Source organism: Burkholderia sp. MSMB1078WGS (assembly GCF_001528895.1).
Taxonomy (GTDB): domain Bacteria; phylum Pseudomonadota; class Gammaproteobacteria; order Burkholderiales; family Burkholderiaceae; genus Burkholderia.
This window is the reverse complement of the sequence record NZ_LPDI01000040.1, coordinates 164,361-180,958: the sequence shown is the minus strand read 5'-3', so window position 1 is coordinate 180,958 and position 16,598 is coordinate 164,361. Positions and strand designations below refer to the sequence as shown.

General features: G+C 68.9%; 14 protein-coding genes and 1 riboswitch. Of the genes, 11 read left to right on the top strand and 3 right to left on the bottom strand.

The window, feature by feature from the left end; genetic code table 11:
- The first annotated feature begins 244 nt into the window (after window positions 1–244).
- Window positions 245–1,189 carry a hypothetical protein gene (locus WT24_RS11475; protein WP_179949339.1) on the top strand — a complete coding sequence of 315 codons (945 nt, stop codon included), beginning with the start codon at window positions 245–247 and terminating at the stop codon, window positions 1,187–1,189.
- 78 nt (window positions 1,190–1,267) lie between these two features.
- Here WT24_RS11475 and WT24_RS11470 read toward each other — a convergent pair whose 3' ends face one another.
- Entirely contained in the window at window positions 1,268–1,960 is a 693-nt protein-coding gene (locus WT24_RS11470) for a DUF2968 domain-containing protein (RefSeq protein ID WP_060033549.1), read from the bottom strand.
- 115 nt (window positions 1,961–2,075) lie between these two features.
- Window positions 2,076–3,266, bottom strand: a complete 1,191-nt coding sequence (locus WT24_RS11465; protein WP_059499974.1) for a gamma-glutamyl-gamma-aminobutyrate hydrolase family protein — start codon at window positions 3,264–3,266, stop codon at window positions 2,076–2,078.
- A 271-nt stretch (window positions 3,267–3,537) separates the two neighbouring features.
- Between WT24_RS11465 and WT24_RS11460 the strand changes: the two genes are divergently transcribed.
- The 8 genes from WT24_RS11460 (at window position 3,538) to WT24_RS11425 (ending at window position 11,542) form a co-directional block, all read left to right on the top strand.
- Window positions 3,538–4,218, top strand: coding sequence for a GntR family transcriptional regulator (locus WT24_RS11460; RefSeq protein ID WP_059499973.1), 681 nt, complete (start codon window positions 3,538–3,540; stop codon window positions 4,216–4,218).
- Between the two features lie 6 nt (window positions 4,219–4,224).
- Complete coding sequence (locus WT24_RS11455) at window positions 4,225–5,601, top strand: amidase (protein WP_060033546.1); 1,377 nt, start codon at window positions 4,225–4,227, stop codon at window positions 5,599–5,601.
- 147 nt (window positions 5,602–5,748) lie between these two features.
- Complete coding sequence (locus tag WT24_RS11450; protein WP_059499971.1) at window positions 5,749–6,261, top strand: disulfide bond formation protein B; 513 nt, start codon at window positions 5,749–5,751, stop codon at window positions 6,259–6,261.
- A gap of 625 nt (window positions 6,262–6,886) precedes the next feature.
- Complete coding sequence (gene xdhC, locus WT24_RS11445; protein WP_059499970.1) at window positions 6,887–7,891, top strand: xanthine dehydrogenase accessory protein XdhC; 1,005 nt, start codon at window positions 6,887–6,889, stop codon at window positions 7,889–7,891.
- An 18-nt stretch (window positions 7,892–7,909) separates the two neighbouring features.
- Window positions 7,910–8,935 carry an adenosine deaminase gene (locus WT24_RS11440; RefSeq protein WP_060033543.1) on the top strand — a complete coding sequence of 342 codons (1,026 nt, stop codon included), beginning with the start codon at window positions 7,910–7,912 and terminating at the stop codon, window positions 8,933–8,935.
- Window positions 8,936–8,962: 27 nt separating this feature from the next.
- Window positions 8,963–9,304, top strand: a complete 342-nt coding sequence (locus WT24_RS11435; RefSeq protein WP_257127470.1) for a hypothetical protein — start codon at window positions 8,963–8,965, stop codon at window positions 9,302–9,304.
- A gap of 16 nt (window positions 9,305–9,320) precedes the next feature.
- The gene (gene guaD, locus WT24_RS11430; protein ID WP_059499968.1) at window positions 9,321–10,640 is read left to right on the top strand and encodes a guanine deaminase; all 1,320 of its coding nucleotides are present in this window, start codon (window positions 9,321–9,323) and stop codon (window positions 10,638–10,640) included.
- A gap of 113 nt (window positions 10,641–10,753) precedes the next feature.
- A riboswitch (yybP-ykoY riboswitch) is annotated at window positions 10,754–10,891 on the top strand.
- Window positions 10,892–10,969: 78 nt separating this feature from the next.
- A complete protein-coding gene (locus WT24_RS11425; protein WP_059499967.1) occupies window positions 10,970–11,542 on the top strand; it encodes a TMEM165/GDT1 family protein in 573 nt (190 codons plus the stop codon).
- 93 nt (window positions 11,543–11,635) lie between these two features.
- Here WT24_RS11425 and WT24_RS11420 read toward each other — a convergent pair whose 3' ends face one another.
- Entirely contained in the window at window positions 11,636–12,337 is a 702-nt protein-coding gene (locus WT24_RS11420) for a DUF4136 domain-containing protein (protein WP_059499966.1), read from the bottom strand.
- Between the two features lie 187 nt (window positions 12,338–12,524).
- Between WT24_RS11420 and pepN the strand changes: the two genes are divergently transcribed.
- Both pepN and WT24_RS11410 read left to right on the top strand, forming a co-directional pair.
- A complete protein-coding gene (gene pepN / locus WT24_RS11415) occupies window positions 12,525–15,218 on the top strand; it encodes an aminopeptidase N (protein WP_060033540.1) in 2,694 nt (897 codons plus the stop codon).
- Between the two features lie 284 nt (window positions 15,219–15,502).
- Window positions 15,503–16,516 (top strand): class 1 fructose-bisphosphatase, encoded by a 1,014-nt coding sequence (locus tag WT24_RS11410; protein ID WP_006485729.1) that lies wholly within the window; start codon window positions 15,503–15,505, stop codon window positions 16,514–16,516.
- Window positions 16,517–16,598: the final 82 nt, after the last annotated feature.

Sequence of the window (16,598 nt, the reverse complement as noted above, 5' to 3'; positions counted from 1 at the left end):
CGGCGCGTAACGGTGCGCCACCGGCATGATTCGCGAATCATGCCACGTCAGCCCGACATTTGCCTTGTGGCGCCCTGTCATGACCGTCGCGGTATCCGTCTCGTACACGTCGCCCCGAAACGGGTACGAGAATCAGATTGATCTGATCGACCGGCATTCGCCTGCCGACCACAATGCAGGATTTGCGACGACATTTCCGCGCCGCGCCGGCACGGTCGCCCGTGTCGCACGGCGTACTCTTTTCATGACCCCATTGCCTCTCGTCCCGGTCGAAGGCGCGCTCGCCCGCCCGCGCGCCACCCCGCTCGATCACGTCCCGCCGTTCGGCCGCGAATGGCGACTCCCCGGTGCGCCCGGCACACGGCCCGGCAGGCCCTGCCTCGCGACACTGACGACGTCCTGCATCGATGTCGACCGGCCACACCACGCGTGCCGATGGCAACCGCTGCCTGCGGTGGTATCGCTGCCGGCTTCGGTCGGGGTGGCCGTCACGCCGGCTGCGGCAGCCACCCGTCGCGTGCGCCGCCCTCACGATCGGCGCGCGATCTACGCCGTCTGCTGGAGCATCGGCGCACTCGGCATCATCGGCGGGCTGATCGGCGTGTACGACCCGCCTGCGGGGTTCGGTCCTGCATACGCGACGCAAGCAGCCGGCAGTTCGGCCGATGTCGTCGCAACATCGACCGGCACGATTCACGCCGCTACGGCACGATCTGGTACGTCGACGCACGTCATGCCGCAGCGCAACGTGGCGACGCCTGTCGCGAACACGATCGGATCGCCGCCAGCCACGCATCGCATCGCAGTTCGCCCGGCGTCGCTTCACCCGCAAGCGGCGGCCGACGCGCGGCAGGTCCACCCTGCCTCGCCACGTCGGGCAACCAGCCCGCGCGCAACGAAAGCACCGCCCCGCACACCGGTCGTGCCGCGGCTGGCCGCACATCCGTCGACCCAGCGCAGCGCGCGCCCCACCGGCACACCCGATCGGCTCGCTCCCCCGCCGCGTCTGGCAGACACGCGCGATACCCGCGACTCGCTCGACGATCCGGCCACGTTGATTGCCATGGCGAACGCGCTGCGCGCCACCCAGCCCGCGCGCCCGGCGCCGCCGCCCGCGGCCGGTTTCGACTGGACGTCGCAACTGTCGCACCGTCGCGTGACCGACGCGCCGGACGCGTTCGCTCACTGACGCCCGCGCAATAAAAAACCCGGCGAAGATCGCTTCGCCGGGTTTTTGCTCGTCTCGCTCCGTCCGTTCGACGAATCGTTACTTGTGCGCGGACAGCCCCGTCTCGGTCTGCTTCTCGAGTTGCCGCACCTGCTCCTGCAGATCGCGCAACTGCAACTGCGCAGCCCGCTTCTCGACCTGCAGCGCCTGCGCCTGCTCCTGCGCCGACTTCTGCCGCTGCGCGACTTCGGCCTGCTGGCTGCGCGCGATGCTCAAGTCGGCCTGCAACTGCTGCGCACGATTCGCCTGCAGCGCGATCACGCGTTCAAGAAATGCCTTCTGCGCCTGCAGCTCGGTCCGGCGGATCTCGATATCGGCAAGCTGCGCCGTCTGCTGGACGAAGTTCGCGTACACCATCTCCGCGCGGTTCTTTTCCTGCGAACGGATCACACGCCACAGGTTCTTGTCCTGGAACAGCGCGACGTAGTACGTCATCTCCCGCGGATCGAACATCAGGCTCGCGCCGTAGCTGCCGTTGTACGTCGTGCGCATCTCGACGATCCGGCCGTCGTGCAGCAGTTGCGTCAGCTCGGCGACGTTGCCTTGCGCGGCGGCGTCCGTCGCGGCCGATGCCGCCGGCTGCGAGCCGCCGCTCAGGCTCGTGACCGCCGGACGCGTACCGGCGGCAGGTGCGGTCGCATCGGCGGACCAGGCCGTGCCCGCTTGTGCGCAGGCAACCAGCGCGACGATCCACGTCGCGCATCGTGCAGGGAAGAAGTTTCGGAAAGCCAACGTCAGACTCCGGCGAACGAATCGGAACTCGCGATTATCGTTCAAAACGAAACGGCCGCATCTCGAATTTATCGGGATGCGGCCGGCCGTCGTGCGACGCGAAAAATGCCGCGTACTACAGACGCGTTTCGCGCGCCGCGCGCAGGAACGCATCGAGCAGCGGCGTGCAGTCCAGCAGTTCCGAGCCGCCCGCACGATGAAACTCCGGATGCCACTGCACGCCGACGACGAACGGCGAACGCCGATGGCGAATGCCTTCGATGATCCCGTCGCCGGCCGACACGGCCTCGATGTTCAGATCGCGGCCGAGATCGCGGATCGCCTGGTGGTGTATCGAGTTGACGATCGCTTCGCTGCGCCCCGGGAACATGCTCGCGAGCGTCGACGAGTCGGGGAAGCGGATCGCGTGGCGATGCTGGTCGTAATGCTCGCTCACGTGCGCGTTCGCGGTCGGCACGTCGGTGGCGATGTCCTGGTACAGCGAGCCGCCGAACGCGACGTTGATCAGCTGGCAGCCGCGACACACGCCGAGCACGGGTTTGCCGGACTCGACGAATTCGTGCAGCAGTTCGAGCTCGTACATGTCGCGCACGCGATCGCCCGGCCATTCGGGGCGCGCATCCGACGCCGCGTAGGTCTGCGGCGACACGTCGGCGCCGCCTTGCAGCAGCAGGCCGTCGAGATGCTTCGCGTAATCGCGCAGGCGGATGTTGCTCGGATGGATCATGCCTTGATGGCCGACCGTCGGAATCATGAACACGAGCACGTCGCGCGACATCACCCAGTGGGCGATCGACTCCTCGAGATACTGCAGCGTCTTGCCGCGCAACCCCTTCGCGCCCGGCTCCGGATGGAAGATCCGCGCCGACACGCCGATGCGCAGCGTGCGCTGCGTGATGCGCTGGCCGGCACGGTCGAACAGCCGTCGCGCGCGGGCCGCGACGATCCGGCCGAACACCGACCACGGCGTGTCGCTCTGCTTCAGGTAGGCCGGCGGCGCATTCTGCGCGTTCGCGGGCGGCGGCCGAGGCGTGTCGAAATCGGGCGGCGCGCCGAAGCCGGGCGGCGGCGAGCCGGGCTTCGGCGGCGCGGCCGAGGCGGCGCCATCACCGACGGCGCCCGCCGCGCCGGGCGCACCCGGCTCGGATGCGGCCGTGACGGGCGACGCGCCGTCGTCGGCGACGTTCTCCGCGGCGGCCTGCGTGGCCGGCGCAGCGGGCGTTTTCGCCGGATCGGGACGGGGGGAATCGGAAGAAGCGGAAGAGGTGCCGGGCAGACCGGCCGGAGAAGGCGTGTTTTCGCTCATGACGATGGTCTGATGCGTCGCTCGCGCGTAGGGATAGACGAGGATTCATTATGCTTCAGTGCACGATCGCGCGGCAAACCGGCAACATCCTGTCGATATTGTTGCAAGTCGTTGGCCAGTCGCGCCGGAGAGCGGCCCGGTCACGCGCCCGCCTCGTATCGACCATGCTGGACATCGCTGATATATCACAATAATATCCAGAGATCGTTCATCCTTTCCGAGCCATCCGCGCCATGATCGCGCCCCTTCCGGCCCTTGCGCCGCACCCCGTGTGAGCACCCTCACCGACGTCGCCCGCGACCGCGCCGCCGCGTCGCCGGCCAGCCTCGCCGAGCGCGCGTACGCGCTGATTCAGCGGGACATCATCACGATGCGCCTGAAGCCGGGCGCCGCGCTCAACGAAGCCGATCTCGTCGCCCGCACGGGGATCGGCCGCACACCGGTGCACCAGGCCGTGCATCGGCTCGTGCTCGAAGGGTTGCTGTCCGTGATGCCGCGCAAGGGCCTGATGGTGCAGCCGCTGTCGCTCGACGACATCGTCGCGGTGATCGACGTGCGGCGCATCAACGAAGCGCACTGCGCCGAACTCGCCGCGCGCCATGCAACGCCCGACGATCTCGCGCGCCTGGCCGCGCTGCTCGACGACGGGCAGGCCTGCGTCGACACGCACGACGTCGAGGGCATGATGGCGCTCGACCGCGCGTTTCATCAGACGATCGCCGCGGCCGCACGCAACGCGGTGCTCGCCGACATCCTGCGCGCACTGCACGATCGTTCGCTGCGCTTCTGGTTCGTCACGCTGTCCGAACCGCACCATCTCGCCGACGTCCAGCACGAGCACCGCGCGCTGTTCGATCGGCTGTCCGCACGCGACGCCGCCGGCGCGCGCGCAGCCGTCGAACGCCATATCGATTCGTTTCGCTCCACGCTTCTTCAACATCTTCGCCCCTGAGCCGCCATGACCACTTTCACGCCCTTCCCCCCGCTCGCCCAGCTCGCCGCCGATCTCGCCGCCGGCCGGACCACGAGCCGCGCGCTCGTCGACACCGCACTCGACCGGATCGCCGATCCGTCGGGCCAGGGCGCCGTCGTCTTCACCGAAGTCGATGCGGACAACGCCCGCGCGGCCGCCGACGCACACGACCGGCTGCGCGCCGCGGGCACCGTGCTGTCGCCGCTCGCGGGCATTCCCGTGTCGGTCAAGGATCTGTTCGACGTCGCGGGCCAGGTCACGCGCGCGGGTTCGCGCGTACTCGACGGCGCGCCGGTCGCGCACACCGATGCGGTCGCCGTCGCGCGGCTCAAGCGCGCGGGCGCGGTGCTGGTCGGCCGCACCAACATGAGCGAGTTCGCGTTCTCGGGGCTCGGGCTGAATCCGCACTTCGGCACCCCGCGCTCGCCGTATCATCGCGACGTGCCGGGCGATGCACGGATTTCGGGCGGCTCGTCGTCGGGTGCGGCCGCATCGGTCGCCGACGGGATGGCTGCGGTCGCGCTCGGCACCGACACCGGCGGCTCGATCCGCATTCCGGCCGCGCTGTGCGGGCTGACGGGCTTCAAGCCGACCGCGAGCCGGATTCCGACGCAAGGCGGCGTGCCGCTGTCGACGACGCTCGACTCGTTCGGCCCGATCGGCCTGACGGTCGCGTGCTGCGCGCTCGTCGACCGGATGCTCGCGGGGCTCGAGCCGCACGTGCCGGCTGCCCGGCCGCTCGAGGGCGTGCGGCTCGGCGTGCTGACGAACTACGTGACGGACGGCGTCGATGCCGACGTCGCGGCTGCGCTCGACACCGCGCTCAAGCATCTCGAAGCCGCCGGCGCGATCGTCACCGAAGTGCGCTTCCCCGCGCTCGACCGGTTGCCGGAGATCAACCGTTTCGGCTTCTCGCCGATCGAAGCGTACGCATGGCATCGCCCGCTGCTCGCCACCCATCGCGACCGGTACGACCCACGCGTGCTGACGCGGATCCTGAAGGGCGAGCCCGCGACGGCCGCCGACTATCTGGACCTGCTCGCCGCACGCGCCGCGATGCTCGACGAAGCCGCGCACACGGTCTGGTCGCGCTTCGATGCGCTCGTCGCGCCGACGGTGCCGGTCGTGCCGCCGCGCATCGCCGAACTCGAAACGGACGACGACGCGTTCACGCGCACCAACGCGCTGATCCTGCGCAACCCCAGCGCATTCAACTTCCTCGATGCATGCGGGCTGTCGCTGCCGTGCCATCCGCGCGATGCCGCGCCGGTCGGCCTGATGCTCGCGGCGGCGCCGCATCGCGACGATGCGCTGCTCGCGATCGGCCAGTCGGTCGAAGCCGTGCTGAACACGATCCGCTGACCGCGCCAGCCGGTGGCCGGCCGATCGCCGGCGGCCCGCGCGCGGTGCGGCAGGGTGCCGCACGCGCGCCGTCAGTTTCGTGCCAGACCGTTCGCGCTAAAATCGCGCGATTGTTTTCCGGACCGACCGACGAGGAACCCCGCCGACATGAACGACTACACGCTTGCACTACGCCGCGAACGCCGCCTGCTGATGCTGCTCGGATGGGTGTGCATCGCCCTGCTGGCCGGCGCGCTGTACCTGCAGTACGTGAAGAACGAAGACCCGTGCCCGCTGTGCATCATCCAGCGCTACTTCTTCTGCGCGATCGGGATCTTCGCGTTCCTGGCCGCGGGGATCCGCAACTGGCGCGGCATCTGGGTGCTCGAACTGCTGATCGCGATCGCCGCGGCCGGCGGCGTCGCCACGGCCGCGCGACACCTGTCGATCCAGATGAATCCGGGCTTCAGCTGCGGCTTCGACACGCTGCAGCCGATCGTCGACAGCCTGCCGCCCGCGCAGTGGTTCCCCGGCATGTTCAAGGTCGCCGGGCTGTGCGAGACCGTCTACCCGCCGATCTTCGGCATCCTGCTGCCCGGCTGGGCGCTGATCGGCTTCGCCGTGATCCTGATCGCGGTCGTCGCGAGCCTCTGGCGCCATCGCCGCAAGCTCGCGAGCTGACCGGCCGGCCGTTTTGCCGGCCCACGGCCTGCGCGGCCCGGCCGAATGGGCCGCGCGGCGCCGGCGAGTCGCCACCCGGTCGCGGCGGGTGCCTGCGCCGGCCTCGCCCGGTCGTCGCGTGTAAACCCCTACCCCGCCGCCGTCCGGATCGCCGAGCCGGCGTGCGTCGCGCAATCGCCGCGCTCGCGCCCGTCACGCGGGCGTTTCGGCCCGATGTGCATGCCTCGGCGCCCCGATCCCGCGCAGCGGGCCTATGATCGACATGGTCGCCGCCTGATAGCCCGGATCACCGCCCGCCCATGTTCCCGCCGCGTGGCGGTGCTATCTTCGGGACTGGATGGCGATCTACGTGCGCGAGGCCAGGCGGTCTCACCGCTGCCTGCGTAACGCGCGCCCGATCCGCAATGTCGACTGGATTCATCATGACAACGCAAACCATCCGCATCCGTCACCCTCATGGCGTCCGCGCGTCCGGCGGCGCCGTTCGCGCACGCCGTCGGTCCCCGGCCGCCGCACCGCATCGGCCGTGCAGCCGGGCTGCCCCGCTCCCGTCCGTCCTCGTTGCCGCCGCGCCCGCCAGCCCGCGCCGCGTGTCGTGCCGCGTCGTCCCGAACGGAGCGTGCTGATGGAAGCCTGGCTCGGCGATCTGCAGCAACTGCTCGCGCACGGCGAAGCGGCCGTGCTCGTGACGGTCGCGCACACCGACGGCTCCGCGCCGCGCGAGGCCGGCACCAAGATGCTCGTCACGCGCGACACGGCACGCCATACGATCGGCGGCGGTCATCTGGAATGGAAGGCGATCGAGATCGCGCGGCACCTGCTGAAGGACGGCGCGCACGTGCCGCACGCACGCCGGCTCGAGCGGCTCGCGCTCGGCCCGAGCCTCGGGCAGTGCTGCGGCGGCGCCGTGGTGCTCGCATTCGAGCGGCTCGACGTCGGCGATCTCGGCTGGATCATGTCGCTCGCGAAGCGCGTCGCGGCCGGCGCCGCGACCGTCCGTAGCGTATCATTCGGCCCCTCGCCGGGCGCGCCGCTGTTGAGCGAGCCCGAATCGGAAGCCGCGCGCGCCGACTGCCTGCTGTGGGAAACCGGCGGCGTATCGCTGATGACCGAAACGATCGCCCCGTACGCGTTCCCCGTCATGCTGTTCGGCGCCGGGCACATCGGCACCGCGCTCGTGAAGGTGCTGGCGACGCTGCCGTGCCACGTGCGCTGGATCGACCGGCCCGATGCGGTATTCCCGCCGGCCGACGCGCTCGCCGGCATCGGCAACCTCGCGATCGACGCGGCCGCTTCCCCGGCGGACGCGGTCGATGCAGCGCCGCCGCAGTCCTACTTCGTCGTGATGACGCACGACCACGCACTCGATTTCGCGCTGGCCGAGCGCATCCTGCGACGCGGCGACTATGCATACTTCGGGATGACCGGCTCGCACACGAAACGCGCGCAGTTCGATCATCGCCTCGCCGCGATCGGCATCGACCCGGCCCAGCTCGCGCGGATGCGCTGCCCGATCGGCGTCGAAGGCATCGTCGACAAGGCGCCCGAAGTGATCGCGATCTCGGTGGCCGCGCAGTTGCTGCAGGCCGTCGAAGCGAATGCGTCCGCGCAGGCTTCCCCATCCTACTGACCGACCAAGAACGACGCCATGACCCCGACATTCAAGGACAAGATTGCCCGCGCACCGAAAGCGGAGCTGCATATCCATATCGAAGGCTCGCTCGAGCCCGAGCTGATCTTCGCGCTCGCGCAGCGCAACGGCGTGAAGCTCGCGTACGATTCGATCGATGCGCTGCGCGCCGCATACGCGTTCACCGACCTGCAATCGTTCCTCGACATCTACTACGCCGGCGCGAGCGTGCTGCTCACCGAGCAGGATTTCTACGACATGACGGCCGCGTACTGCGAACGCGCGCTCGCCGACAACGTCGTCCACACCGAACTGTTCTTCGACCCGCAGACGCACACCGAGCGTGGCGTGCCGATCGAGACGGTCGTCGCGGGCATCGAGCGCGCACTCACCGATGCCGAACGACGCGGGCTGTCGAGCAAACTGATCCTGTGCTTCCTGCGCCACCTGTCCGAAGAAGATGCGCTCGCGACGTTCGAATCCGCATTGCCGCTGTTCGAACGCTATCGTCATCGCCTGATCGGCGTGGGCCTCGATTCGTCGGAGCTCGGCCATCCGCCGACGAAGTTCGCACGTGTGTTCGAGAAGGCGCGCGCGCTCGGGCTGAAGCTCGTCGCGCACGCGGGCGAGGAAGGTCCGCCCGCGTATATCTACGAAGCACTCGACGTGCTGAAGGTCGACCGGATCGACCATGGCGTGCGCAGCATCGAAGATGCGGCGCTCGTCGAACGCCTCGCGAAGACGCGCACGGCGCTCACCGTCTGCCCGCTGTCGAACCTGAAGCTGTGCGTGTTCGACGACATGGCGAAGCATACGCTGAAGGCCCTGCTCGACCGTGGCGTGGCGGTGACGATCAATTCCGACGATCCGGCCTATTTCGGCGGCTACGTCAACGAAAACTACTTCGCGACGGCCGAAGGGTTGCAACTCACGGACGCCGAAGTCCATGCGGTGATCCGCAACGGCTTCGAGGCGTCGTTCATCGAGCCGGCGCAGCGCGACGCACTGTACGCGCGCCTCGACGCTTACTGGAAGGCCGCGTGACGACCCGCATCGAGGAACGCTAGACGGATGAAACACGGCAACGACATTCGCTTCGCGATCACCGGTTCGGCCTGGCGCCGGGCCGGCCGGCTGCGTACAGGCGGAGCGACCGTGCAGCGCGTCGTCGCCTGCTTGCACCGGCCGTCGCGGCTTGCCGTGCCGTTCGCCGTCGTACCGGATGCGGGCGCACCGGTTGCGGACGCAACGGCCGCGAGGTGCGCGGGCAACCACTCGTTGGCGGCCCCGGCCGCCACGTTCACCCGCGCCGTTGCCCCGGCCGTGCCGCACGTCGCGTGCCGCCGCCGCTCGCGAAGCACCGTCCCGCCGCCACGCGGCGTCGATCGCCTTCTTCCGTTCGCCTTACCTTGATGCAGGACCTTTCGTCATGACGCAAACCGCTTTCCGTTCCCAACTGCTGACCTTCAACGGCGACCCGGCGCAATCGAGCCAGGCCGCGAACTACGAGACCGACGGGCTCCTGATCGTCGACGCCGGCAAGGTCGTCGCGGCCGGCCCGTATGCACGGCTCGCCGCGACGCTTGCGCGCGACGCGGTGGTCCACGACCTGCGCGACAAGCTGATCGTGCCCGGCTTCATCGACACGCACATCCACTATCCGCAGACGGACATGATCGCGTCGCCGGCCCCGGGCCTGTTGCCGTGGCTCGACAAGTACACGTTCCCGACCGAGCGCCAGTTCGGCGACCCCGAGCATGCGCGCGAAGTCGCCGAGTTCTTCGTCGACGAACTGCTCGCGTGCGGCACGACGAGCGCGCTCGTCTACTGCACGGTGCACAAGCAGTCGGCCGATGCGCTGTTCGCGGCGAGCGACGCACGCGACCTGCGGATGATCGCGGGCAAGGTGCTGATGGACCGCAACTGCCCCGAATTCCTGCGCGACACCGCGCAATCTGGCTATGACGACAGCGCCGAGCTGATCGACCGCTGGCACGGCAAGGGGCGCCAGATGTACGCGCTCACGCCGCGCTTCGCGCCGACGTCGACCGAGGCGCAGCTCGAGGCGTGCAGCGAACTCGCGCGCCGCCATCCGGACGTGTTCGTGCAAAGCCACGTCGCGGAAAACGTCGACGAGGTGAAATGGGTGGCCGAGCTGTTCCCCGGCCACCGCAGCTATCTCGACATCTACGACCGCTACGGGCTGCTGCGTCCGCGCGCGGTGTACGGCCACTGCATCCACCTCGACGACGAGGATCGCCGCCGGATGGCCGAGACGCGCACCGTCGTCGCGCATTGCCCGACGTCGAATTTCTTCCTCGGCAGCGGGCTGTTCGATTTCGACAAGGCCGGCGAATACGACGTGCCCGTCACGCTCGCGACCGACGTCGGCGGCGGCACGTCGTTCTCGATGCTGCAGACGATGAACGAGGCGCACAAGGTCGCGCGGCTGTCGGGCCATCATCTGACCGCCACGCGGATGTTCTGGCTCGCGACGGCCGGCGCTGCGCAGGCGCTCGACCTCACGGACACGGTCGGCACGCTCCAGCCGCGCACCGAAGCCGATTTCGTCGTGCTCGACCCGCAGGCGACGCCGCTGCTCGCGCGCCGCACGAAGCGCGCGGATTCGCTCGAGGAACTGCTGTTCGCGTTCGCGCTGCTCGGCGACGACCGCGCGGTGTACCGCACCTATGCGGCCGGCGAACTCGTGCACGAGCGCGGCGCCGCTCGCCGCCCCACCGCCGCGTAACGCCCGGCGGGCACGCCGTTCCGGCAGCGCGGCAGCTTCGCCGCCGTGCATGCCGGCGATCGAATGCACGGCGGCCGGACCGCTTTCCCGCGTGCAATGCGCCGTGCTAGAATTCGCCGCTCATTGGGGAGTAGCCGCTCCGCTCGATGTCCCGCGCCACCGGCGCGCATCGTGACGGAGGCGTCCGTCAACAGACTTGGCCGTTCGGCCATGGCGGGCGCAGCCACGTTGGCCTGGCGAGACCGATGGTTCACAGCGCGCCGCATCAGGGCCCGGCGCGCGGTGGATCGTCGCTCGCACGCACAACAACGGCCCGTGGAACCCCATTCGTGTCTCAAGCCTTCCTGATCTCCACCGGCGCCGTCGCCCTCGCTGAAATCGGCGACAAGACCCAACTGCTTTCCCTCGTCCTGGCTGCGCGCTATCGCAAGCCGATGCCGATCATTCTCGGCGTGCTCGTCGCGACGCTCGTGAATCACGGGTTCGCCGGTGCGCTCGGCGAATGGCTGGGCGTACTTGTCACGCCGTCGATCATGCGTTGGGCGCTCGCGTTCTCGTTCATCGCAATGGGGCTGTGGATTCTCGTGCCGGACAAGCTAGACGAGGACGAAGCCAATGCGACCCGCTCGCGGCTCGGCGTGTTCGGCGCGACGCTCGTCGCGTTCTTCCTCGCCGAAATGGGCGACAAGACGCAGATCGCGACCGTTGCGCTGGCGGCGCGCTTCCAGGATTACATCGGCGTCGTGGCCGGCACGACGTTCGGAATGATGCTCGCGAACGTGCCGGCGATCCTGCTCGGCGACCGCTTCGCGCACCGTCTGCCGACGAAGCTCGTGCACGGCATCGCGGCCGTGCTGTTCGTCGTGCTCGGCGTGCTGGCGCTGCTGGGTATCGGGGTTTGACGCAGGTTTGACGCAGGTTTGACGCCCGCTCGATGCAGGCGAGCGAGCGGCGCGGCCGCGCGGCCGCGCGGCCGCGCCCGTACCGCGATCGCGTTACTTCGCGACCGCCGCGCCCGACGCCGGGGCCGCCGGCACCGCGCGCTCGTTGGCGGCCGGCGCGGCCGGCCCGCCGCGCTTGTCGACCGGCAGCCGCACGGTGCGGATCGCGCCGTTCGACAACGGGAAATCGGCGAGCGCGCTGCGCGCGAGGAACGGCATCGCGTACAGCAGCGCGCCGTTGTCGCCGGTGGTGCGCGCGGTCACGTTGTAGACCTCCTTGCCGGTCGCGCGCTCGGTGATCCGGATGCCGAGCGTGTAATCGAACACCTGGTAGGTCTGCGCGACATAGCCGGCCGGCATCCCGCCCCATGGCCCCCACGGGCCCCACGGCCCGCCCCGCCAGTACGGCCCCGGCCCCATGAACCACGGGTCGTAGTAGACCGGCTGCGGCACCGTCACCAGATCGCTGCCGACGCCGTACGTCAGGCCGACCAGATAGCGCGCCTGCGCGGCCGGCACCTGGCGGAACGCGTACACAGACAATTCGTTCGCGACGATCGGCTCGTAGGTCGACTGCTCGATGCTGTGCTTCTGCGCGTCGGTGCGCGTGAAGGCGTAAGTGCGTGTCGCGTCGCTGCCGCTCCAGTCGGAGAAGGCCGTGACCTGCGTCGTCACGTAGCTCGTGCAGCCCGCCAGCAGCGCCACGCACAGCACCGCAACCCAGCCCGCACCGCGTTGTATCCATTCGCGTTTCATGTCGATCCTCGTCGATCCGTCACCCGTTCGTCGCACCACGCGAAGCGCACGGGATGCCGATAATACGCGGACTCCCGGAAGCGGTAAAAAGTTCGCAGCGGCACGCGGCGGCAAGCCTTTGTACAATGGCCCGGTTCGCCCGGCCCGCGCCGCGGGCCCGATCCCCACTCCACCGATCTCGACGACCATGTCCGACAACGCCTCCTCCACCGTGATCCGCCGCGCCGACTACACGCCGCCGGCCTTCCTCATCGATGCCGTTGCACTCGAATTCGATCTCGCGCCGGCCCGCACGATCGTCAGGAATACGATGCGCGTGCGCCGCAATCCGGACGCCGCGCCCGCGCCCCACCTGGAACTGATGGGCGAGGCGCTCGAATTCCTCGGCGCGCGGCTGGATGGCGCGCCGCACGGCGCGGTGCGCGCGCACGAACACGGCCTGACGGTCGAGAACGTGCCCGAGGCGTTCGAGCTGACGCTCGAAAGCGCGTGCGCCCCCGATCAGAATACGACGCTGTCGGGCCTCTACGTGTCGAGCGGCAACTTCTTCACGCAGTGCGAAGCCGAAGGCTTTCGCCGCATCACCTACTTCCTCGACCGCCCCGACGTGATGGCGTCGTACACCGTCACGCTGCGTGCCGACAAGGCCGCGTACCCGGTGCTGCTGTCGAACGGCAACCTCGTCGATTCGGGCGACCTGCCCGACGGCCGCCACTTCGCGAAATGGGAAGACCCGTTCCGCAAGCCGAGCTACCTGTTCGCGCTGGTCGCGGGCAAGCTCGTCGCGATCGAGGAAACGATCACGACCGGCTCCGGCAAGGAAAAGCTGCTGCAGGTGTGGGTCGAACCGGCCGATCTCGACAAGACGCGCCACGCGATGGATTCGCTGATCCACTCGATCCGCTGGGACGAAAAGCGCTTCGGTCTCGAGCTCGATCTCGACCGCTTCATGATCGTCGCGGTCGGCGATTTCAACATGGGCGCGATGGAAAACAAGGGGCTCAACATCTTCAACACGAAGTACGTGCTGGCGAACCCCGAGACCGCGACCGACACCGATTTCGCGAACATCGAGTCGGTGGTCGGCCACGAGTACTTCCACAACTGGACCGGCAACCGCGTGACCTGCCGCGACTGGTTCCAGTTGAGCCTGAAGGAAGGCCTGACGGTGTTCCGCGACCAGGAATTCTCGGCCGACATGGCCGCGGGCGACGACGTCGAATCGGCGGCCCGCGCGGTGAAGCGCATCGAGGACGTGCGCGTGCTGCGCCAACTCCAGTTCGCCGAGGATGCCGGCCCGATGGCGCACCCGGTGCGCCCGGAGAGCTACGTCGAGATCAACAACTTCTACACGATGACGGTCTACGAGAAAGGCTCGGAAGTCGTGCGGATGTACCAGACGCTGTTCGGCCGCGACGGCTTCCGCAAGGGGATGGATCTCTACTTCAAGCGCCACGACGGCCACGCGGTGACCTGCGACGACTTCCGTCACGCGATGGCCGACGCGAACGGGCGCGACCTCGCGCAATTCGAGCGCTGGTACAGCCAGGCCGGCACGCCGCGCGTGTCGGTGCGCACCGCGTACGACGCGGCCGCGCGCCGCTATACGATCACCCTCGCGCAAGGCTACGGCGACGCGTCGCCGGCCGCGCGCGAAACGCAGCAGGGGCCGCTGCTGATCCCGTTCGCGATCGGCCTGATCGGCCGCGACGGCCGCGACCTGCCGCTGCGTCTGGACGGCGAAGCCGCCGCATCGGGCACGACGCGCGTGCTCGAGTTCACCGATACCGAGCAGACCTTCACGTTCGTCGACGTGCCGGAAGCGCCGCTGCCGTCGCTGCTGCGCAACTTCTCGTCGCCGGTGATCGTCGAGTACGACTACAGCGACGACGATCTCGCGTTCCTGCTCGCGCACGACAGCGATCCGTTCAACCGCTGGGAGGCCGGCCAGCGCCTCGCGACACGCGCGCTGCTGACGCTCGCCGCACGTGCCGCCGCCGATGCGCCGCTCGCGCTCGGCGAGAATTTCGTCGCCGCGTTCCGTCGCGTGCTGACCGATGAAAGCCTGTCGCCGGCATTCCGCGAACTCGCGCTGACGCTGCCGTCGGAGACCTATCTCGCCGACCAGATGGCCGAGGCCGACCCGGCCGCCGTGCATCGCGCGCGCCAGTTCGTGCGCCGCCAGCTCGCGAGCGCGCTGCGCGCCGACTGGCTCGCCGCATACGAACGGCACCAGACGCCCGGCGCCTATGAGCCGACGCCGGAAGCCTCGGGCCGCCGCGCGCTGAAGAACCTCGCGCTCGCGTATCTCGCCGAACTCGACGATCCGGCCGATGCCGTGCGCCTCGCCACGGCCCAGTACGACGCGGCGAACAACATGACCGATCGCGCGGCTGCGCTCGGCGCGCTGCTGTCCGCGGCCGCCGCGGGCGCGAACGGGCCGGCCGAGCACGCGCTCGACGACTTCTACCGTCGCTTCGAGAAGGAGGCGCTCGTGATCGACAAGTGGTTCGCGATGCAGGCGGCGCAACGCGGCACGCCCGCGCAGCCGACGCTCGCGAAGGTGCGCAAGCTGCTCGCGCACCCCGCGTTCAACCTGAAGAATCCGAACCGTGCGCGCTCGCTGATCTTCAGCTTCTGCGCGGCCAACCCCGCGCAATTCCACGCGGCGGACGGTTCGGGCTACGCGTTCTGGGCCGAACAGGTGCTCGCGCTCGACGCGATCAACCCGCAGGTCGCGGCACGCCTCGCGCGCTCGCTCGAACTGTGGCGCCGCTTCACGCCGACGCTGCGCGACCGGATGCACGAAGCGCTCGAACAGGTCGCCGCCGGCGCGAAATCGCGTGACGTGCGCGAGATCGTCGAGAAAGCGCTCGCGTAAGTCGGGCGATCGACGCTGTCGCGTCCGCGCGATCGAGCCGGCGCCGCCCGACGCGGCGCCGGCTTTTTTATTGCGCGTGACCCGTCCTGAAAGCAGACGCACGCGCGGGGTCGGACCGCGCGGCGTCCCTGCGTCGCGATGCGCGCCCCGCCGTCATCGCCGGCCGACCCCGGCCCGATTCGGCGGCCCGGCCATGTAACCGGACGAAAAAAGCCGGCGGCATCGGAAGCGCGACGGGTAAAATTGCGGCCATTCAAGGATTCTTTGGCCTTTCGGAGTCTGTCATGTCCATTGCCCGCCGCACCACGCTGTCGAAGTTCCTGATCGAACAGCAACGTGAGACCAACAACCTCCCCGCCGACCTGCGCCTGCTGATCGAAGTCGTCGCCCGCGCGTGCAAGGCGATCAGCTACAACGTATCGAAGGGCGCGCTCGGCGAGGCGCTCGGCACCGCCGGCAGCGAGAACGTCCAGGGCGAAGTGCAGAAGAAGCTCGACATCCTGTCGAACGAAATCCTGCTCGACGCGAACGAATGGGGCGGCAACCTCGCCGCGATGGCGTCGGAAGAAATGGAAACGTTCTTCCCGATCCCGGCGAACTACCCGCGCGGCGAATACCTGCTCGTGTTCGATCCGCTCGACGGCTCGTCGAACATCGACGTGAACGTGTCGATCGGCACGATCTTCTCGGTGCTGCGCTGCCCGGACGGCAAGCAGGCGACCGAAGAATCGTTCCTGCAGCCCGGCACGCAGCAGGTCGCGGCCGGCTACGCCGTCTACGGCCCGCAGACGGTGTTCGTGCTGACGACCGGCAACGGCGTGAACTGCTTCACGCTCGATCGCGAAGTCGGCTCGTGGGTGCTCACGCAGAGCAACATGCAGATCCCGGCCGATACGCGCGAATACGCGATCAACGCGTCGAACGCCCGCCACTGGTACGACCCGGTCAAGCGCTACGTCGACGAACTGAACGCCGGCAAGGACGGCCCGCGCGGCGACAACTTCAACATGCGCTGGATCGCGTCGATGGTGGCCGACGTGCACCGGATCCTGAATCGCGGCGGCATCTTCATGTATCCGGCCGACAAGCGCACGCCCGATCGTCCGGGCAAGCTGCGCCTGATGTACGAAGCGAACCCGATGTCGTTCATCGTCGAACAGGCGGGCGGCGCCGCGACGACCGGCACGCAGCGCATCATGGAAGTGCAGCCGACCGGCCTGCACCAGCGCGTGCCCGTGTTCCTCGGCTCGAAGAACGAAGTCGAGCGCGTGACCGGCTATCACGACGAAGCAAAATAATTGCACTGCAGCACTGGACGGAGGCGCGAGACATCAGTACAATCGCGCCTTCGCGATGTGGCCCTAACGGGTCGCGTCGCAG